This is a genomic window from Azospirillum oryzae, from assembly GCF_900177515.1.
GTDB classification, from domain to species: domain Bacteria; phylum Pseudomonadota; class Alphaproteobacteria; order Azospirillales; family Azospirillaceae; genus Azospirillum; species Azospirillum oryzae_A.
In genome coordinates this window covers 534,430-552,117 of record NZ_FXAK01000009.1, presented here as the reverse complement: position 1 = coordinate 552,117, position 17,688 = coordinate 534,430, and the positions used below count along the sequence as shown (strand labels likewise).

Genomic DNA, 17,688 nt, shown 5'->3' with positions numbered 1-17,688 from the left:
AAAATTGACGGCACCGGTGACTGGCATGCGCTTTGCTAATGACTGTAAGCCGGACGCCGTCACGCCAGGAGCGGACAGCCCGGCGCCGGGGGCGTCGATGACGAAGACGCCGAGACCAATAAAGGAGTGCGATCCATGCCTGCCGTCACCAAGCCGCAAAACCAGACCGGCGATGTCCTGGTGGATTACGAGGAGAAGGTGTTCGAGGACGTCAAGGCCGAGCCGGGAGAGAAGGCGCTCGTCACCTTTCACACCGTGGCCTTCGAAGGGTCCATCGGCCTGGTCAACCTGCTGCAGGCGACAAGGCTTCTGCGCAAGGGCTTCGAAACATCGGTCCTGCTCTACGGTCCCGGCGTCACGCTGGGCGTGCAGCGCGGCTTTCCCACCCTGGGCGACGAGGCGTTCCCGGGCCATCAGGCGATGAACAAGCAGATCGTCAAGTTCATGGAGGAAGGCGGCAAGGTCTACGCGTGCCGCTTCGCGCTCCAGGCCCTCTATGGCCACGGAGAGGGGGCGCTGATCCCCGGCGTGCGCCCGATCAATCCGCTGGATGTGCTGGACATCGTCCTGCTCCATCGCAAAGCGAATGCATTCATTCTGAACACCTGGACGCTGTGACGGCGCCGCAAGCGTAAGACCAACCACGCCGCAGGCGTAAAACCAGAGGGCGGAGCATGATGGAGAAACGAACGGTCCGGGTGGCGGCGGTGCAGATCGCCCCCGACCTGGACAGCGCGGACGGAACGGTGGAGCGGGTGTGCCGGGCTGTCGCCGACGCCGCGGCGCAAGGGGCGGCGCTGGTCGTCTTCCCGGAGACCTTTGTCCCCTACTATCCCTATTTCTCCTTCGTGCGTCCGCCCGTCCTGGCCGGCGCCGACCATCTGCGGCTCTACGAGCGCGCCGTCGTCGTGCCCGGCCCGGTCACCGAGGCGGTCGCCGCCGCCGCCCGCGCCCATGGCGTGGTGGTGGTGCTGGGGGTGAACGAGCGGGACCATGGCTCGCTCTACAATACCCAGCTGGTGTTCGACGCCGACGGCCGGCTGGTGCTGAAGCGGCGCAAGATCACCCCGACCTATCACGAGCGCATGATCTGGGGACAGGGCGACGGCGCCGGGCTGACCGTCGTCGACACCGCCGCCGGCCGGGTCGGCGCGCTCGCCTGCTGGGAGCATTACAACCCGCTGGCCCGCTACGCTCTGATGGCCCAGCACGAGGAAATCCACGTCGCCCAGTTCCCCGGCTCACTGGTTGGCCAGATCTTCGCCGACCAGATCGAGGTCACCATCCGCCACCACGCGCTGGAATCCGGCTGTTTCGTGGTGAACGCCACCGGCTGGCTGACCGACGACCAGATCCAGTCGATCACCCCCGACGCCGCTTTGCAGAAGGCGCTCCGCGGCGGCTGCATGACCGCCATCGTCTCGCCGGAAGGCAACCATGTGGTGCCGCCGCTGACGTCGGGCGAAGGCATCCTGGTCGCCGACCTCGACATGACCCTGATCACCAAGCGCAAGCGGATGATGGATTCCGTCGGCCACTATGCCCGGCCGGAGCTGCTGTCGCTCCACCTCGACAACCGCCCCGCAGCGCCGATGACGACGACGGTCACGGCCGCCGTTCCCCCCGCAGCCGCCCCTTCCCCCCAAGCCGAGGCCGACCATGACCACGCCCAGCTCCTCCAGCTTGCCCGCTAGCCGGCTGATCACCGAACTGCAATCCTTTGGCGTCCGTCTGGCAGACCCCAAGGCCGGGGCCCCCAGCCGCCGCGGCGGCGCCGGTCCCAGCGACCACAAGGCGATGACGGTGGATGGCCGCACCGTGATGGTGCCGGTCCACACAGCAGGCGCCTTCGCCTCCCCCTATGTCGCCGAACCGCCGGGTGCCGACGGCGCCAGTCTGGTGCGGCGCGACGGGATGGCAATGGGACGGGTGACATTCCCGCGCCAGCCGCGCTTCTACGCGCTGCAAACCATGGACGGCATCCCCTACTCCAAGATCGCCGTCCTGCACGGTGCCGATGTGCTGGCGACCACGGTCCTACAGACCTGCATCCGCTACCAGAGCCGGACCAAGACCTGCCAGTTCTGTTCCATCGGCCAGTCGCTGGCGGCAGGGCGGACCATCGCCCGCAAGACACCGGAACAGTTGGCCGAGGTGGCGCGGGCCGCCGTTCTGCTCGACGGCGTGCGCCATATGGTGATGACCACCGGCACGCCGCCCACCCCCGACCGCGGCGCCGCCATCCTGTGCGAGAGCGCCGCCGCGGTGAAGGCCGCGGTCGATCTGCCGATTCAGGGCCAGTGCGAACCGCCGGACGACGACCGCTGGTTCGCCCGTCTGCGCGACGCCGGCATCGATACGCTCGGCATGCATCTGGAAGCGGTGACGCCGGAGGTGCGCGCCCGCATCATGCCCGGCAAGGCCGACGTCCCGCTGGAGCGCTATTACTCGGCCTTCAAGGCCGCAGTACCGGTCTTCGGCCGCGGGCAGGTCTCCACCTACATACTGGCCGGGCTGGGCGACAGCCACGAGGCAATCCTGGAAATGGCGGACCGGCTGATCGGGATGGGCGTCTATCCCTTCGTCGTCCCCTTCGTCCCGGTCTCCGGCACGCCGCTGGAGGACCATCCCGCCCCGCCCCCCGCCTTCATGCACGACCTTCTGTCCGCCGTGGGCGGGATGCTGAAGCGCGCCGGCATGCGGGCATCCGACAGCAAGGCCGGCTGCGGCAAATGCGGCGCCTGTTCCGCCCTGTCGCTCTTCGAAGACTGACCCATTTTCCAGGAGTTTCCCCCATGAACAGCATTCCCCATGTCCCGGTCGTCATCGTCGGCGGCGGACAGGCCGGCCTGTCGGTCAGCTACAATCTGAAGAAGCAGGGCGTCGAGCATCTGGTGCTGGAAAAGAACCGGATTGGCCATTCCTGGCGCAACGACCGCTGGGACAGCTTCTGCCTCGTCACGCCCAACTGGCAGTGCCGCCTGCCCGACTACCCCTATCAGGGCAGCGACCCCACCGGCTACATGGTGAAGGACGAGATCGTCGCCTATCTGGAGGGCTTCGCCGCCATGGTGAAGCCGCCGATCCGCGAAGGTGTCGCCGTCACCCGCCTGTCGCGCGGCGCACATGGTGGTTTCGATCTGGAGACCAGCGACGGGCCGATGACCGCCGATCAGGTGGTGGTGGCGACCGGCGGCTACGACATCCCGATCGTGCCACCCTATGCCCATGCCCTGTCGCGCGACATCACGCAGGTCCATTCAGTCGACTACCGCAACCCGGACCAGCTGCCGCCGGGTGCCGTGCTGGTAGTGGGGTCCGGCCAGTCGGGCGTGCAGATCATGGAGGATCTCTACATCGCCGGCCGGCAGGTGCATCTGTGCGTCGGTCCGGCACCGCGTTCGCCCCGCCGCTATCGCGGCAAGGACGCGACGGAATGGCTGATGGAGATGGGCTATTACAAGCTGACGGTCGACAGGCATCCGCTGGGCGACCGCGCCAAGGAGAAGACCAACCATTACATGTCCGGCCGCGCCGGCGGGCACGAGATCGACCTGCGCCGCTTCGCCCTGCAAGGGGTCAGGCTCTATGGCAGCATGGCGGGGATGGACGGCAAGACGGTGTGCTTCGCCGACGATCTCGCCAAGAATCTCGACGACGCCGACGAGGTTTACGTTTCCATCCGCCGCGACATCGACGCCTACATCGCCAAGGCCGGCATCGATGCCCCGGAAGAGCCGCCCTTCGTCCCGGTCTGGGCGCCGGACGGCGTGCCGGACGCCATCGACTGCGCCGCCGAGGGCATTTCCGCCATCGTCTGGGCCATCGGCTTCCGCCCGAACTACGGCTGGATCGAGCTGCCGGCCTTCGACGGCCGCGGCAACCCGAAGTTCCGGCGCGGCGTGTCGCCGGTCGACGGGCTCTATTTCATCGGACTGCCCTGGCTGAACACCTGGGGATCGGGCCGCTTCCTGGGCGTGGCCGATGATTCCGCCTATCTGGCCGAGGTGATGCGCGCCCGCATCGACGCCCGCCAGCCGGTCGCCGCCTGACCGCCGTCCTGCTGTCCCGCCCTCCCAGGGAGACCGACCCATGGCAGAAGCAACGACACCCGACAGCCCGCTGTTTTCCGTCATCGCGAACCCGCTCCCCCACGGGCCGCTCCCTGAACGGCCGTTCGTTCCCGGCCTGCACCGCATCAAGCATGCGACCGAAGGCTGGGAGCTGCGGCAGGCGGCGGCCCTGCGCCGGCAGGTCTTCTGCGTCGAGCAGGGACTGTTCGACGGCGACGACCGCGACGCCATCGACGACCGGGCGCTGACCATCGTCGCCCTGTCCGAGCTGTGCGGGATGCCGGACCGGGTGGTGGGCACCGTGCGCATCCACGAACCGGAACCGGGGGAGTGGATCGGCTCGCGTCTGGCGGTGGCGGCGGACCACCGGAGGGCCGGGTCGCTGGGGGCGTCGCTGATCCGCATGGCGGTCTGCACGACGACGGCGCGCGGCTGCGCCCGCTTCCATGCCCTGGTCCAGAGCCAAAACGCTCTGCTGTTCCGCCGGCTGCGCTGGCGAACCCTGGCGGAAGTGGAGTTGCACGGCCGCCCCCATCACCACATGGAGGCGGACCTCGCCCATTACCCGCCGATCCACGATGGCGCGGCCGGCTTCCTGACGCTGGCGCGGAGGGCGGCATGACCGCCGCCATCCCGTCTCTGGCAGTGCTGGCCGACCGGCTGCGCGCCAGCCCCGGCTTCGCCCACAAGGCGGACATCGCCGCGGTGGTGAGCGCGCTCGGCGTCGGTGGAGGCGGGGCGGTGCCGGTCGGCGACGACTGCGCCGCCATTCCCGACGGCGAGGGGCATCTGCTGGTCGCCGCCGAAGGGTTCGTCAACGGCTTCGTCGCGGCTGAGCCCTGGTTCGCGGGCTGGTGCGGAGTGATGGTGAATGTCAGCGACATCGCGGCGATGGGCGGCCGGCCGCTCGCCGTCGTCGATGCGCTGTGGAGCTGCGGCGAGGAGCAGGCCCGGCCGATCCTCGATGGGCTGCGCGCCGCTTCGGCGGCCTATGGCGTGCCCATCGTCGGCGGCCACACCAACTGCCGCAGCGACAGGCCGCAGTTGGCGGTGTCCATCGTCGGGCGCGCCGGCCCGCTGCTGACCAGCTTCGACGCCCGTCCGGGCGACCGGCTGATGATGGCGGTGGACCTGCGCGGCCGCTATCACGAGCCCAACCCCTTCTACGATGCCGCCACCGCCGCCCCGCCGGAGCGGCTGCGCGGCGACCTCGCCCTGCTGCCGGGGCTGGCGGAGGACGGGCTGTGCCGCGCCGCCAAGGACATCAGCATGGCGGGCGCCATCGGCACGGCGCTGATGCTGCTGGAATGCTCCGGCGTCGGCGCGATCATCGACGTCGCCGCAGTGCCACGGCCGGAGGATGTGCCGCTCGACCGCTGGCTGCTGTCCTTCCCCAGCTTCGGCTTCCTGCTGAGCGTGGCGCCGGAGCATGAGACGGCGGTCGCCGCCCGCTTCCATGCCCGCGGCCTTGCCTGCGCCACCATCGGCGAGTTGCGGCCGGGACAGGAGGTGACGCTGACCGATGGGACGGAGCCGGTGCAGCTTTGGGATTTCGCCGGCCGGCCGCTGATCGGCTGCGGTGCGCCCGTCCTTCCTGCGGAGGAGCGGCCATGACGCTGTCGGTCGCCATCCTCGCCCATTCCACCAACCCGCGCGGCGGCGTGGTCCATGCCCTGGAACTGGCGGAGGCGCTGACCGCGCTTGGCCACCATGCGGTGGTGCATGCGCCCGATCCGGCCGGTCGCGGCTTCTTCCGGACGACCCGCTGCGGAACGGTCGGCGTGCCGGCCCGGCCGGTGCCGCGGGAGGCCGGGCTGCGGTCCCTAGTGGAGGCCCGGGTCGCCAACTATGTCGCCTTCTTCAGCCGGCCCGGAGTCCCGCGGTTCGACCTTTACCACGCCCAGGACGGCATCAGCGGCAACGCCCTTGCCGATCTGCGCGACCGCGGGCGGATCGGCGGCTATCTCTACACCGTCCACCACATCGACGTTTTCGGCGACCCGGCCATAGAGGCCTTGCAGATGCGGGCGATCCGCTCTGCCGACCGGGTTCTGTGCGTCAGCCGCCTGTGGCGGGATGTCCTGGCGCAAGACCATGGCATCGACGCCGCCATCGTCGGCAACGGCGTCGATCGCCACCGCTTCACCCCGGCTTCCACGGCGGCGGATGCGGACTGGCGTGGGCGTCTCGGCCTGACCGGAGGCCCAGTCTTCCTGTCGGTCGGCGGGGTCGAGGCGCGCAAGAACAGCGTCAGGCTTCTCGACGCCTTCCTCGCGCTCCGGCGCGACCTCCCGGACGCGCAACTGGTCGTCGCCGGGGGCGCCTCCCTGCTCGATCACAGCCCCGAAATGTTGGCGTTCGAGGCGCGGATCGCCGCCGGCTCAATCACCACCGGACCCGGAGGGACGGTGATCCGCACCGGACCCCTTCCCGATGCGGCGATGCCGGCGCTCTACCGGCTGGCCGATGCGCTGGTCTTCCCGTCGCTGCGCGAAGGGTTCGGGCTGGCGGTGGTGGAGGCGATGGCCTGCGGCACCCCGGCCATCGTGCCGGCCATCGCCCCCTTCACCGAGCATCTTGAACCCGGGGACGCCGAATGGGTCGATCCGCTCGACAGCGGCTCCATCGCGCGGGCGATGCGCGCGGTGCTGGAGCCGCGACGGGCGGAGGCGTTGCGTGCCGCCGGCTTGGCGAGGGCCGCCGGCTTCGGCTGGGAGAGCTGCGCCGCACGCCATGTCGCCGAATACACCCGATTCCCGTCCACAGCGAGGAGCCTTGTCCCATGCCTGAAATGATCTTCCGCGTGCGCTGGCCCGACGGAACCGTGACGGACTGCTATTCGCCCTCCCTGGTGATCCGCGAACTTCTGGAGGAAGGGGCGGTCTATGGCCTCGCCGACTTCGTCCGCATCAGCCGCGGCGCCTTGACCATCGCCAGCGACCGCGTGGCGGCGAAGTTCGGCTTCCCCTGTTCACGTGCCTCGCGCCAGATCGCGGCCATCGACGCCGCCGCCGCGCGCTTCACCGACGATCCGGACGCGACTGTGACCGTCGTCGCCTTCACCTGACCGGAATGGGAAACACATCCATGGCAGTCGCCCTCAGCCGCTCCATCCCCACCGGCTCCATGCCGGCGGAGTCCCTGCCGTCCGCCCCCTGCCTGGACATCGCCGGAGCGGTCACGGTGGGCATGCCGCAGCTTGCCCTGAACGGGCTGTCGGAACTCTGGCTGGCGAAGGAGTGCGGGCACCGCCATTGGCTGATGCTGGCGGAGCTGTTCAGGCAGCGGTCGCCCGACTTCCGGGACAGCGAGGGTGCGACGCTCTACGCCACCTTCACCGGTTTCTCCCTGTCCGGCGCCCGCCTCCACCATGTGGGGGAACATGACCGGCTCGAGATCTCCGGCAGCATCGCCCGGATCTCGCGTACGCAGTATCTGAGCGTCCAGACCATCCATGCGAATGGCACGCCCGTCGGAACCGTCACGCTGCAATCGATTTTCCTGAAACGGGCGACGGAGGGTGACAACCTGAGCGTGCTGCGTGCATCTCCACACCCGGCGCCGCGCTTCGCCCCCGTCCCGACCGCCGACGCGCCCTTCGCTTCACTATGCCAGCGTTTCCGGCGGAACGATTGGGAGGAGCATCGGACCTTCCGCCGTGACCGGCGCCACCCCGATGGGGAGGTCGTGGTCGATCCCTGTCCGACCGTAGACTTCAACGGTGCGGGCTTCCTCTATTTCGCCAGTTTCCTGGCCATCATGGACCGGGCGGACTGGGCGCTGGAGCGAACGGCCGGGGCGGGTTGGGTCACCACCGGCCGGGAGCTGTTCTATTATGGCAACATCAACCCCGGCGACCGCGTGATCGTCCGCCGCTGCGGCAACGACGACGGGACGGACCGGCGCGTCCGCTGGTTCGACATTCTGCGGGAAAGCGACGGGAAGCGGATCGCGGACGGGTTCTGGAGACGGGATAGGCGGGACAGCCCGTATTGAACCGCTGGCCTGGAATGCGCACCGGCCGCAGGGACGACACACCTTCGAGTAAAGCCGTTCCGAAACGCTGACGAATGGTGCGGGCATAGCCGTCTCCAATACATATGAAGCAGAGGGTGAGGTCGCCCCTCGCCGTCACCATCGGATCGTCCATCGGCCTTGAAACCCAAGTGCTCGTAGAAGCCCCGATCGGACAGGTTCTGCGCGTTGACGTCGACCGTCACTTCTTCCCGGCTATCATGGAATGCCAGCAGAAGCAGGTTGCCGACACCCCTGACGTGACTCTCGGCGTGCACAAACAACGCATCCACATGGTTCCGAGTAGCGCCCAGAAAGCCATGGGGCACGTCTTCCGCATCGACTGCAACCAGCAAATAGGCAGAAGGCACGTACGACTTCTCGACGAAGCTGCCGATCTCCCGAAAAGCTTCATCTGAAAGGAATTCGTGGTTGGCCAAGACGGCACTTCGCCAAATCATAAAGCATCTAGGCAGATCTTGATCTGTCGCCGCTCTCAAGGTGAACATGCTTAATTCCTGACTTTGCGTGGACCGCCCCGGCGTCGGGATCGGCCGAGACCGGCCGTGACGGCTCGGTCGAGCGGCCACGGCGGCATTCGTCGCGGCGGTGCTGCGCACAGTGCCGCTGCGCCGGGTCGGCATCGCCCGCGGCGACACCTCCAGCTTCGCGGTGCGGGCTCTCGGCTGCTGGGGGCTGTCCTACCGCTGCACGCTGGCAGCGGGCGTCACCGTCAGCCGTACCCATGCGGACGAACCGGCGGTCGACGGTCTGGAGCTGATGCTCAAGGGCGGTCAGATGGGTGCGATGATCTGTTCGAACGGCTGCTGGGATAGGCGCCGTCAGGGTATAGCCGGGGGTTTGATGAAAGGCGCCTACACCCCGTGCCGCCGCCGCAGGAATTCAGCCGCACGCTCGCCCACGATCGCGCACGGTGCCTGCGTGTTGCCCGTCGTCACCCTCGGGAGGATGGATCCGTCCGCGACGCGCAGCCGGTCGATGCCGTGGACCGCCAGCGACGCGTCGACGACCGACATGTCGTCGATGCCCATCCGAGCCGTCCCGCATTGGTGCCAGTAGGTCACCGCGGCGTCGCGGAGGAACTGATCGTCGACCGCCGACCCCGCCCCGGGGATGGCCTCGCGCCGGACATAGGGCGCGAAAGCCGCATCGTTCCCGATCTCGCGGCAGAGCTGCACGCAGGCGCGGGCCGTCTCCAGGTCCCGCGGATCGGACAGCATGTTGGGATCGACCAGGGGGGCCACGGCTGGGTCCGCCGACCGCAGCCGCACCTCGCCACGGCTATAGGGCTGCGCCAGCCCCGCGAACATCGTCCACCCATGCCCAGGGACGCCGCGCGCCGCCGTGCGCTCGCTGGGAACGGGGAACTCGACCTGACAGAACAGAAGGTCCGGCGCCTCCAGGTCGGGACGGCTTTTCCAGTAGAGGGTCGCCTCGCTCCCGCTGGCGCGTGGGGCGATCGGCTCCCGATACTCCCAGGTGCAGCCGAACGACACATGATCCTGCAGGCCGCGGCCGACGCCGGGCAGGTGACGCACGACCGGAATGCCGTGCCGGTCGAGTTGGCTCCGGTCGCCGATCCCCGACAGCATGAGCAGCTTGGGCGTGTTGATGGCGCCGGTGGACAGGATGACCTCCGAGCCTGCCGTGAAGGACAGAATCCCGCCGCCCCGTTCGACCTCGACGCCGGTCGCCGTCGTCCCGTCGAAAAGCACGCGGCGCACCAGCGTATCGGTCAGGATCGTGAGGTTCGGCCGGTCGGCCACCGGATGGACATAGGCGCGGTAGAGCGAGTTGCGCCGCCCGTCCCGCAAGAGCATGTCGGTATAGGCCACGCCCCCCGCGGTTTCCATCATCCTGCCATTGGGGCTGTCGTAGCGCGGGATGCCGAGGGACCCGGCGGCGTCGAGCAGCGCGCCGGCGATCGGGCTCGGATCCTGTGCGGGCTGCACCCATACCGGCCCGGAGCCGCCGCGATACTGCGGGTCCGGCGCACCCCGCCAGTTCTCGATGCGTCGATAGATGCCGAGAACCGCCTCGTGGCTCCAGCCGGCATCGCCGGACTGTTCCGCGAAATGATCCCAGTCGGCGCGATGGCCCCTTGCCCACACCATGACATTGATGCTCGACCCGCCGCCGAGCCCCTTGCCCATGGACATGGGAAGCGCGCGGCCGTCCAGATGCGGGTTCGGCTCGGCCTGGAAGCCCCAGTCGCGCCGACTGCCGAGATTCGTGGGCCATAATGCCGGATTGAGCACCGCCTCGTCCTCGTCGCTGCCGCCCGCTTCGATGAGAAGCACGGAGCAGTCGGCATTCTCAGCCAGCCGGCGCGCGATCACCGATCCGGATGCGCCGGCACCGCAGACGATGAAGTCGTAGGCGGGCTTGAGGTTGGAGAGTCTCTGCATCTGATTGTCACGGATGCGTCTGTTGAACTCCTCGGAGCCGCCGGAGATGGAATGGCTCATGTCATGGACCTTTCGATGAGCGGAGGGGATGGGCCGACGGGGCCGGTGCCTAGCGCGACTGCGCGCCGGACTGTCGGGCCGCTTCGTCGATCACCGTCGCGACGACCTCCGACTGCGTGAAGTAGAGGGCATGGCTGGCCGGGACGTTCGTGACCTTCGCGCCGATGCGCTTCGCCATGTCCTGGAGCATCCGCTGGTCGAACGCCTTGTCCTCCGTCGCGATCACCGCCCAGCTGGGCTTGTTCCGCCAAGCGGCATGCTGCAGCTTCACGCCGAAGCTCGCCATGTTGATCGGGACCTGCGACGCCTTCAGGAAATCGACGTCGGCCTTCGTCGCATCCGCGGCGAAGCCGGCGGCGAAATTCTCGGGCTTGATGAAGCCGAAACCGTCCTCGCTCTTCTCGATGACGAACTCGGGCGGCGTCTTGTAGCCGTCATATTGCTGCGCCGTGGTCTCGCCGGCGTCGGGCGACAGGGCGGACACATAGACCAGTCCACGCACCTTGGGATGGACACCGGCTTCGGTGATGACGGTACCGCCCCAGCTGTGGCCGACCAGAACGGCGGGACCATCCTGCCTGTCGAGCGCGCGCCGCGTGGCCGCCACATCGTCTTCAAAGGAGGTGAGCGGATTCTGGACGATCGTGACCCGGTATCCGCGGTTGGTCAGGTCCTCATAGACCTTCCGCCATCCCGATCCGTCGGCAAAGGCGCCATGGACGAGGACGACATTCCTGACAGCCGCCTGATCGGCGGACTGGCCGGTCTGCTGCGCCTGCGAGACCGACGGCGACAGGGTGGCGACCGAAGCGGCCAGGATCAGGGCCTGAATCGTGTTCTTCATGTTTGCCTCCATCCGTTCGCGATAAATGTTATCGCGATATTTGTTTGTATCGTCGGGGCACTCTCTTGTCCAGGAAAATTTATCGCGATATATGTCAGCGGAAGATGCACCACGAAGGGAGCGGTCCATGTCGGACGTGAACAAGCCGGATGTGAACAATCCGCCGGTGCCGCTGGAGGAGCAGCTCTGCTTCGCGATCTACTCGGCCGGAATCGCCATCCAGCGGGCCTACAAGCCGCTGCTGGACGCCCTTGGCCTCACCTATCCGCAGTATCTCGTCCTCAACATCCTGTGGCGGGAAGACGGGCAGACGGTGGGGAGCATCGCCCAGCAGCTTGCCCTTGAATCCAGCACGCTGACGCCCCTGCTCAAACGCCTGGAGGCTGCGGAGCTGATTCATCGCACGCGCAACCCGACCAACGAGAGGCAGGTGATCGTGTCGCTGACGGCCGAGGGAACGGCTCTGCGCTCCAGGGCCGGCTGCCTGGGCGATACGTTGCTCCACGCCTCCGGGCAGTCGCCCGCCGCATTGGCAAGGCTCAACCGCGAGATCGCGCAGCTGCGCGATTCCGTTTACGCGCATATCGGCGGCTGGACGTCGCCAGACGCACATTGAGGAGAAAAGCACTCACCGGCCCCGGTCATGGCCGGATTATGGAATGATCTCCAGCTCGGCGATCCCGTCGCCATCCAGATAGCCGGCAATCGCCCCGGGCAGTTCGATGATCATGGTAATCTCCCTCATCATTTCTCGGCCTTGTCCGGGACGACGACACCAGCCCATCCGACGATGTGGTGCCATCCGTCCCGACCTGACTTCCCGGCACTCTACGACTGAACCCGCATCGCGGTAATCGGGACAAATCGGGATGCGTCGTCGCGGAAATCGGGACAATCAGGCCGGGACGGGCCGGTCGGGCGGAAGCCGGTGGCCGCCATGATGCTCGGTGGGCTCCCTCGCCCGCCACAACCCGATCAGCCCAGCCCCTTCACCATGCCTGACCGTAGAGTTCCAAGGCGTCCTCGTAGCGGACATCGCGCGGATTGTTGACCAGAAGCCTCTGCACCTTCATGGCGTCGGCGGCCAGCATCGGCAGATCGTCCCGCCGCACGCCTACCTGTTCCAGCCGCTGCTCCATCGGCATGGCGGCGACGAGATCGCGCATGGCCTCGATGAAGGCGGCGGCCGCCCCGGCCGGCGTGGCGAAGGAGCGGCCGGGCAGGACCGCCGGGACCAGTTCGGCATAAAGCCCCTCCGCGGCCGGCCGGTTGAACTCCAGCACCGGTCCGAGCATCAGCGCGTTGCTCAGCCCGTGCGGCACATGGAAATGGCCGCCCAGCGGATAGGCCAGGGCGTGGACCGCCCCGACCGGCGCGTTGGCGAAGGCGATGCCGGCGAGCAGCGAGCCCTGGAGCATCGCCGCACGGGCGGCGACGTCGCGCCCGTCCGCGATGACGGCGCGGATGTTGCCGGCCAGAAGGCCCAGCGCCCGCAGCGCGAGGCTGTCGGACAGCGGGTTCTTCTTGTGGCGGGTGGTGTAGGCCTCGATGGCGTGGACCATCGCGTCGATGCCGGTCATCGCGGTAACCCGCGGCGGTAGCCCCAGCGTCAGATGGGCGTCGAGCACCGCAAGGTCGGGATAGAGCAGGCTGGAAACCACCCCCTTCTTCTCGCTGGTGGGCGTGGTGACGATGGCGATCGGCGTCACCTCCGACCCCGTGCCGGCGGTGGTCGGCACCTGGATCAGCGGCAGGCGCGGCCCGTTGGCGAGGCCGATGCCGTAGATGTCCGGCAGCTCCTGCGGCGTGCCGGCCAGCAGGGCGACCAGCTTGGCGGTGTCGAGCGAGCTGCCGCCGCCGAAGCCGATCACCCCGTCGGCCCCGGCGTCGCGCGCCGCCCGCACCGCCAGCGCGATCGACTCTTCCGGCGGGTCGGCCAGCACGTCGGAGAACAGGGCGCAGGCGGTGCCGGCGGCCTTGAAGCCGGCCTCGACCGGCTCCAGCAGGCCAGCCGCCACCAGACCGGCGTCGGTGACGATCAGCGCGCGGCGGATGCCCAGCTCCTTCGCCATTGCGCCCAGCCGGGCCGCCGCCCCCGCCTCGCACACCAGCTTGGGCGTGGTTTCGAACACGAAGTCCGTCATGTCTCGGTCCTCACCGGATCGGGGTTTCAGGCGGTTTCGGCCGGCGCGACCAGCCGCCCGAGCACCGTGCGGAGCGTCTCCGGCAGCGCCGCCGGGCGGCGCGTCTCGCGGTCGACATAGACATGCACGAAATGGCCGCAGGCCGCCGGGGTGGGATCGTCATTGCGGAACAGCCCGACCTCGTAGCGGACGCTGCTGGTGCCCAGCCGCGCCACGCGCAACCCGGCCTCGACCCGGTCGGGGAAGCTGACCGGCGCGTAATAGCTGCAGCCGGTGTCCACCACCAGCCCGATCACCGGGCTGTTCTCGATGTCGAGCGCGCCGTTCTCGATCAGGTACTGGTTCACCACCGTGTCGAAGTAGCTGTAATAGACCACGTTGTTGACGTGGCCGTAGGCATCGTTGTCCATCCACCGGGTCGGGACGATCTGGAAATGGGGGTAGGAGGCGCGGGTGTCGTGCTTGCGGTCCATGCGGCATCCTCTCTGTCTTGGGTTCGTTTTCGGGGACTTCAGGCGACTTCGAACAGGCCGGCGGCGCCCATGCCGCCACCGACACACATGGTGACGACGACATGGCGCACACCCCGGCGCTTGCCCTCGATCAGGGCGTGGCCGACCAGACGGGCGCCCGACATGCCATAGGGATGACCGATGGCGATGGCCCCGCCATTGACGTTCAGCCGCTCGTCGGGGATGCCGAGCCGGTCGCGGCATTGGATCACCTGCGCGGCGAAGGCCTCGTTCAACTCCCACAGCCCGATGTCGTCGACGGTCAGGCCATGTTGCTTCAGCAGCTTCGGCACCGCGAAGACCGGGCCGACCCCCATCTCCTCCGGGTCGCAGCCGGCGACCGCGATGCCCCGGTAGAGTCCGAGCGCCTGCAAGCCCCGCCGTTCGGCCTCCGCCGCCTCCATCAGCACGCAGGCCGACGCCCCGTCCGACAGTTGCGAGGCGTTGCCGGCGGTCACGAAGCGCCCTTCCCGGATCTGCTGGCCGTCGCGGAACACCGGCTTCAGCGCCGACAGCCCGGCCAGCGTGGTGTCCGGCCGGTTGCTCTCGTCACGGTCCAGCGTGACCGTATGACGGGTGGTCTCCCCGGTCGCCTTGTCGTAGCGGGTCATGGTGGTGGTGAGCGGCACGATCTCCGCGTCGAAGCGCCCGGCATCCTGCGCCTCGGCGGTGCGGGCCTGGGAGCGGGCGGCGTAGGCGTCCTGCGCCTCGCGCGGCACGCCGTAGCGCGCCGCCACGATCTCCGCCGTCTCGATCATCGCCATGTAGACGTCGGGGCGGTGCTCGACCAGCCAGGGGTCGCGCCAGCGCTCGACGTTCATGCGGTCGGTCTGCACCAGCGAAAGCGATTCCAGCCCGCCGCCGACCGCCACGGTCATGCCGTCGGCGACGATCTGCTTGGCGGCGATGGCGATGGCCATCAGGCCGGAGGCGCATTGCCGGTCCACCGACTGCGCCGCCACCGAGGTGGGCAAGCCGGCGCGCAGCGCGCATTGCCGGGCCATGTTCATGTGGGTGGCGCCCTGCTGGAGCGCCGCCCCCATCACCACGTCGTCGATTTCCGCGGGATCGATCCCGGCGCGGGCGACGGCATGGGCGATGGCGTGCCCGCCCAGCGCCTGCGCCTGGGTGTCGTTGAAGGCGCCGCGGTAGGCCTTGCCGATGGCCGTGCGGGCGGTCGATACGATGACGGCTTCTCTCACCGGTCTTCTCCTTGTTTCAGCCGGGTCTCGGCCGGCCGGCTCAGCCGGCGGCGTCCGCCGCGCGCTTCAGGATGCGGTCGACATGGCTCAGGCCGGCGTCTATCTCGTGCTGGCGGTCGAGCGAGGCGATCTCGGCGAAGCGGGCGGCCACGGCCTCCGGCGTCCGCTCGCCCTCGGGCAGGTAGACGCCGTCCGATTCGACGATGGCGAGCCGGGCGTAGGTGCCGGCGCCGGCGAGGATCACCGTGCGGCTGGGTGCCCGCTCCGACACCAGGAACAGCGCCGCCGGGGTGACGAAATCCGGGTTCAGCCGGGCCAATGCCGTCTCGTCGAGGATGTCGGACGTCATGCGGGTCGCCGCCGTCGGAGCGACCGCGTTGACGTGGATGCCGTTGCGCACGCCTTCCAGATGCAGAACGTTCATCAGTCCGACCAGACCGGCCTTCGCGGCGCCGTAGTTCGATTGGCCGAAATTGCCGTAGACGCCGGAGGTGGAGGTCGTCATCAGGACGCGGCCATAGCCCTGCGCCCGCATGATCGGCCAGACCGCGTGGGTGACGTTGGCCGCCCCCATCAGATGCACGTCGACGACCGAGCGGAAATCCTCCAGATCCATCTTGGCGAAGCTCTTGTCGCGCAGGATGCCGGCGTTGTTGATCAGCACATCGATGCGGCCCCACAGGCCGTGGGCGCGCCCGACCATCGCCGCGACCTGCGCCGGGTCGGTGACGTTCGCGCCGTCGGCGATGGCCTCGCCGCCGCGGCTGCGGATCTCCGCGACCACCGTTTCGGCGGCATCGGAGGCGCCGCGACCGTCGCGCCCGCCGCCCAGGTCGTTGACCACCACCCTGGCGCCGCGCGCCGCCAGTTCCAGCGCATAGCCGCGCCCCAGGCCGTTCCCCGCCCCGGTGACGATGGCGACCCGCCCGTCGAAGCGGATGCCGTCAGCCCCGATACCGTCCGCCCCGATTGCGTTGGATTGAATGCTCATGCTGCGTTCACCTGTTCTTTCAAAAGGGTCAGGATGATCCAGTCGGCCGCCAGCGCCGGCCTGCCACTGCCCTCGATCTCCACCGTCACCGCATAGCGCGCGGCCAGTTCCCGATCCGACCGGCGGGTGACCTCGCTCAGCACGAAGCGGGCGCGGACCCGTGCGCCGGACCGAACCGGGGCGGGGAAGCGGACGCGGTCGAAGCCGTAATTGATGACCATCGCCTCTCCGGCGATCCTCGGCAGCACGCCCTCCCCCATCGCGGTCAGCAGCGACAGCGACAGGAAGCCGTGGGCGATGGTACCGCCGAAGGGAGTGTCTCGGCTTGCCCGCTCGGGATCGACATGGATGAACTGGTGGTCGTCGATGGCGTCGGCAAAGGCGTCGATGCGCGTCTGGTCGATCTCGAACCAGCGCGACACACCGATCTCGCCGCCGACGCGCCGCTCCAGATCCCCGGCGGGAATGGGTTCGTTCATTGGGCGCGTTCCCATGTTCGTGGTGGCCATTTGGCCTTCGGTTGGGTGCGCCCGCCGCAAAGATTGCTTGCGTCACGCACAAAAAACCTACCAAGTAGTATGTGAGCGCGACCGCTTTGTCCAGGCAGAAATGTTGCCTGTGGGACGGATTGGTCCTAGCTTCGCCTGACCGGCCCCTGCCGGGGTGCCGCGAAGGGACGATGCGGGCGGAACGGGTTGATCGCCGACGAAATTATCGAGTTGGAACTGGACGATGAGCAGTGAAAAGAGCCAGCTGTCACCCCGCATCGACAAGACCGGGAACATCGATATCCTGACCGCCGCCGCCGAATGCTTTATGGAGCAGGGCTATCACGCGACGAGCATCGATGACGTGGCGCGGCGTCTGGGCGCTACGAAGGGCCGCATCTATCATTACTACCGCTCCAAGACGGAGCTGTTCTTCGACGTCCACCGCGAGGGGATGCGGCGCAACTTCGAGGCCGTCACCCCGGTGATGAAGGGGCCGGAGCCGGCGGCGAAACGTCTCAGCGCCATGTTCCGCCAGCACGCCCTGTCGATGATGGAGAATCTCGCCCTGGAGGCGGTGGTCGTGCAGGGTGTCGAGATGCACCGCTTCGGCGCCACGACGCCCGAGCAGCGCCGCACGCTGGCCGAGTTGATGACCGTGCGCAACGACTTCGAGAGCCTGTTCAAGCGGGTCGCCTATGAGGGGGTCGAGGACGGCTCGATCCGCACCAGCGATGTGTCGGTGGCGGTCAAGGTGGCGCTGGGCGCCATCAACTGGTTGTCGATTTGGTACCGCCCCCGCCCCGCCGAGACCCGCGACGACCGCGAGATCCTGGCCGACAAGATCGTGGATTCGATCATGCAGGGGCTGAACGCGCCGGGATGAGGGAAAAAGCCCCTCTCCCATCACGGGAGAGGGGCCCGGCCACCG

Annotated in this window: 18 protein-coding genes and 2 pseudogenes; 12 read left to right on the top strand and 8 right to left on the bottom strand. The window is 68.4% G+C overall.

Features of this window, described 5'->3' with window-relative positions; genetic code table 11:
- Positions 1-135 precede the first annotated feature (135 nt).
- The 9 genes from B9N97_RS30995 to B9N97_RS30955 are packed head-to-tail and all read left to right on the top strand — an operon-like array spanning position 136 to position 8,069.
- Positions 136-618 (top strand): MSMEG_0572/Sll0783 family nitrogen starvation response protein, encoded by a 483-nt coding sequence (locus B9N97_RS30995; protein ID WP_042693693.1) that lies wholly within the window; start codon positions 136-138, stop codon positions 616-618.
- A 56-nt stretch (positions 619-674) separates the two neighbouring features.
- On the top strand, positions 675-1,694 hold the full coding sequence (locus B9N97_RS30990) for a Nit6803 family nitrilase (protein WP_085091642.1): 1,020 nt from the start codon (positions 675-677) through the stop codon (positions 1,692-1,694).
- The gene (locus B9N97_RS30985; RefSeq protein ID WP_208621323.1) at positions 1,660-2,772 is read left to right on the top strand and encodes an MSMEG_0568 family radical SAM protein; all 1,113 of its coding nucleotides are present in this window, start codon (positions 1,660-1,662) and stop codon (positions 2,770-2,772) included. Before B9N97_RS30990 ends, B9N97_RS30985 begins: the two co-directional genes overlap by 35 nt.
- 23 nt (positions 2,773-2,795) lie before the next feature.
- The gene (locus tag B9N97_RS30980; RefSeq protein ID WP_085091641.1) at positions 2,796-4,052 is read left to right on the top strand and encodes an MSMEG_0569 family flavin-dependent oxidoreductase; all 1,257 of its coding nucleotides are present in this window, start codon (positions 2,796-2,798) and stop codon (positions 4,050-4,052) included.
- A gap of 40 nt (positions 4,053-4,092) precedes the next feature.
- Positions 4,093-4,695: an MSMEG_0567/Sll0786 family nitrogen starvation N-acetyltransferase gene (locus B9N97_RS30975; protein ID WP_085091640.1), complete on the top strand. Its 603-nt coding sequence runs from the start codon at positions 4,093-4,095 to the stop codon at positions 4,693-4,695.
- Complete coding sequence (locus B9N97_RS30970; RefSeq protein ID WP_085091639.1) at positions 4,692-5,687, top strand: sll0787 family AIR synthase-like protein; 996 nt, start codon at positions 4,692-4,694, stop codon at positions 5,685-5,687. The genes B9N97_RS30975 and B9N97_RS30970 overlap by 4 nt, the downstream gene beginning before the upstream one ends.
- Positions 5,684-6,868, top strand: coding sequence for an MSMEG_0565 family glycosyltransferase (locus B9N97_RS30965; protein WP_085091638.1), 1,185 nt, complete (start codon positions 5,684-5,686; stop codon positions 6,866-6,868). The genes B9N97_RS30970 and B9N97_RS30965 overlap by 4 nt, the downstream gene beginning before the upstream one ends.
- The gene (locus B9N97_RS30960; RefSeq protein WP_085091637.1) at positions 6,856-7,140 is read left to right on the top strand and encodes an MSMEG_0570 family nitrogen starvation response protein; all 285 of its coding nucleotides are present in this window, start codon (positions 6,856-6,858) and stop codon (positions 7,138-7,140) included. The genes B9N97_RS30965 and B9N97_RS30960 overlap by 13 nt, the downstream gene beginning before the upstream one ends.
- A gap of 20 nt (positions 7,141-7,160) precedes the next feature.
- Positions 7,161-8,069, top strand: a complete 909-nt coding sequence (locus B9N97_RS30955) for a Pnap_2097 family protein (protein ID WP_167393433.1) — start codon at positions 7,161-7,163, stop codon at positions 8,067-8,069.
- Positions 8,070-8,275: 206 nt separating this feature from the next.
- On the opposite strand, the pseudogene B9N97_RS37100 reads toward B9N97_RS30955, so the two are convergent.
- Positions 8,276-8,548 (bottom strand): annotated as a pseudogene (locus B9N97_RS37100) (GNAT family N-acetyltransferase); the annotation flags it as partial.
- 148 nt (positions 8,549-8,696) lie between these two features.
- On the opposite strand from B9N97_RS37100, the pseudogene B9N97_RS37095 reads away from it, so the two are divergent.
- Positions 8,697-8,834 (top strand): annotated as a pseudogene (locus B9N97_RS37095) (four-carbon acid sugar kinase family protein); the annotation flags it as partial.
- A 128-nt stretch (positions 8,835-8,962) separates the two neighbouring features.
- On the opposite strand, the gene B9N97_RS30940 reads toward B9N97_RS37095, so the two are convergent.
- Both B9N97_RS30940 and B9N97_RS30935 read right to left on the bottom strand, forming a co-directional pair.
- Positions 8,963-10,576, bottom strand: a complete 1,614-nt coding sequence (locus B9N97_RS30940; RefSeq protein WP_085091635.1) for a GMC family oxidoreductase — start codon at positions 10,574-10,576, stop codon at positions 8,963-8,965.
- Between the two features lie 49 nt (positions 10,577-10,625).
- Entirely contained in the window at positions 10,626-11,420 is a 795-nt protein-coding gene (locus B9N97_RS30935) for an alpha/beta fold hydrolase (protein WP_085091822.1), read from the bottom strand.
- Positions 11,421-11,547: 127 nt separating this feature from the next.
- Between B9N97_RS30935 and B9N97_RS30930 the strand changes: the two genes are divergently transcribed.
- Complete coding sequence (locus B9N97_RS30930; protein ID WP_085091634.1) at positions 11,548-12,036, top strand: MarR family winged helix-turn-helix transcriptional regulator; 489 nt, start codon at positions 11,548-11,550, stop codon at positions 12,034-12,036.
- Between the two features lie 373 nt (positions 12,037-12,409).
- Here B9N97_RS30930 and B9N97_RS30925 read toward each other — a convergent pair whose 3' ends face one another.
- The 5 genes from B9N97_RS30925 to B9N97_RS30905 are packed head-to-tail and all read right to left on the bottom strand — an operon-like array spanning position 12,410 to position 16,748.
- On the bottom strand, positions 12,410-13,564 hold the full coding sequence (locus B9N97_RS30925; protein ID WP_085091633.1) for an iron-containing alcohol dehydrogenase: 1,155 nt from the start codon (positions 13,562-13,564) through the stop codon (positions 12,410-12,412).
- Positions 13,565-13,590: 26 nt separating this feature from the next.
- The gene (locus tag B9N97_RS30920) at positions 13,591-14,037 is read right to left on the bottom strand and encodes an acyl-CoA thioesterase (RefSeq protein ID WP_085091632.1); all 447 of its coding nucleotides are present in this window, start codon (positions 14,035-14,037) and stop codon (positions 13,591-13,593) included.
- Between the two features lie 38 nt (positions 14,038-14,075).
- Entirely contained in the window at positions 14,076-15,278 is a 1,203-nt protein-coding gene (locus B9N97_RS30915; protein WP_085091631.1) for an acetyl-CoA C-acyltransferase, read from the bottom strand.
- 40 nt (positions 15,279-15,318) lie between these two features.
- On the bottom strand, positions 15,319-16,269 hold the full coding sequence (locus B9N97_RS30910) for an SDR family NAD(P)-dependent oxidoreductase (protein ID WP_085091630.1): 951 nt from the start codon (positions 16,267-16,269) through the stop codon (positions 15,319-15,321).
- Positions 16,266-16,748: a MaoC family dehydratase gene (locus tag B9N97_RS30905; protein WP_085091629.1), complete on the bottom strand. Its 483-nt coding sequence runs from the start codon at positions 16,746-16,748 to the stop codon at positions 16,266-16,268. The genes B9N97_RS30910 and B9N97_RS30905 overlap by 4 nt, the downstream gene beginning before the upstream one ends.
- Before the next feature lie 253 nt (positions 16,749-17,001).
- Between B9N97_RS30905 and B9N97_RS30900 the strand changes: the two genes are divergently transcribed.
- Entirely contained in the window at positions 17,002-17,643 is a 642-nt protein-coding gene (locus B9N97_RS30900) for a TetR/AcrR family transcriptional regulator (RefSeq protein ID WP_085091628.1), read from the top strand.
- The last annotated feature ends 45 nt before the right edge of the window (positions 17,644-17,688 follow it).

Excerpts from the sequence above, each read along its gene's own strand:
- B9N97_RS30925 (WP_085091633.1), bottom strand. The coding sequence starts at position 13,564 with ATGACGGACTTCGTGTTCGAAACCACGCCCAAGCTGGTGTGCGAGGCG.
- B9N97_RS30990 (WP_085091642.1), top strand. The coding sequence starts at position 675 with ATGATGGAGAAACGAACGGTCCGGGTGGCGGCGGTGCAGATCGCCCCC.
- B9N97_RS30975 (WP_085091640.1), top strand. The coding sequence starts at position 4,093 with ATGGCAGAAGCAACGACACCCGACAGCCCGCTGTTTTCCGTCATCGCG.
- B9N97_RS30900 (WP_085091628.1), top strand. The coding sequence starts at position 17,002 with ATGAGCAGTGAAAAGAGCCAGCTGTCACCCCGCATCGACAAGACCGGG.
- B9N97_RS30970 (WP_085091639.1), top strand. The coding sequence starts at position 4,692 with ATGACCGCCGCCATCCCGTCTCTGGCAGTGCTGGCCGACCGGCTGCGC.
- B9N97_RS30965 (WP_085091638.1), top strand. The coding sequence starts at position 5,684 with ATGACGCTGTCGGTCGCCATCCTCGCCCATTCCACCAACCCGCGCGGC.
- B9N97_RS30940 (WP_085091635.1), bottom strand. The coding sequence starts at position 10,576 with ATGAGCCATTCCATCTCCGGCGGCTCCGAGGAGTTCAACAGACGCATC.
- B9N97_RS30955 (WP_167393433.1), top strand. The coding sequence starts at position 7,161 with ATGGCAGTCGCCCTCAGCCGCTCCATCCCCACCGGCTCCATGCCGGCG.
- B9N97_RS30930 (WP_085091634.1), top strand. The coding sequence starts at position 11,548 with ATGTCGGACGTGAACAAGCCGGATGTGAACAATCCGCCGGTGCCGCTG.
- B9N97_RS30985 (WP_208621323.1), top strand. The coding sequence starts at position 1,660 with ATGACCACGCCCAGCTCCTCCAGCTTGCCCGCTAGCCGGCTGATCACC.
- B9N97_RS30960 (WP_085091637.1), top strand. The coding sequence starts at position 6,856 with ATGCCTGAAATGATCTTCCGCGTGCGCTGGCCCGACGGAACCGTGACG.
- B9N97_RS30935 (WP_085091822.1), bottom strand. The coding sequence starts at position 11,420 with ATGAAGAACACGATTCAGGCCCTGATCCTGGCCGCTTCGGTCGCCACC.
- B9N97_RS30980 (WP_085091641.1), top strand. The coding sequence starts at position 2,796 with ATGAACAGCATTCCCCATGTCCCGGTCGTCATCGTCGGCGGCGGACAG.
- B9N97_RS30920 (WP_085091632.1), bottom strand. The coding sequence starts at position 14,037 with ATGGACCGCAAGCACGACACCCGCGCCTCCTACCCCCATTTCCAGATC.
- B9N97_RS30995 (WP_042693693.1), top strand. The coding sequence starts at position 136 with ATGCCTGCCGTCACCAAGCCGCAAAACCAGACCGGCGATGTCCTGGTG.
- B9N97_RS30905 (WP_085091629.1), bottom strand. The coding sequence starts at position 16,748 with ATGAACGAACCCATTCCCGCCGGGGATCTGGAGCGGCGCGTCGGCGGC.
- B9N97_RS30910 (WP_085091630.1), bottom strand. The coding sequence starts at position 16,269 with ATGAGCATTCAATCCAACGCAATCGGGGCGGACGGTATCGGGGCTGAC.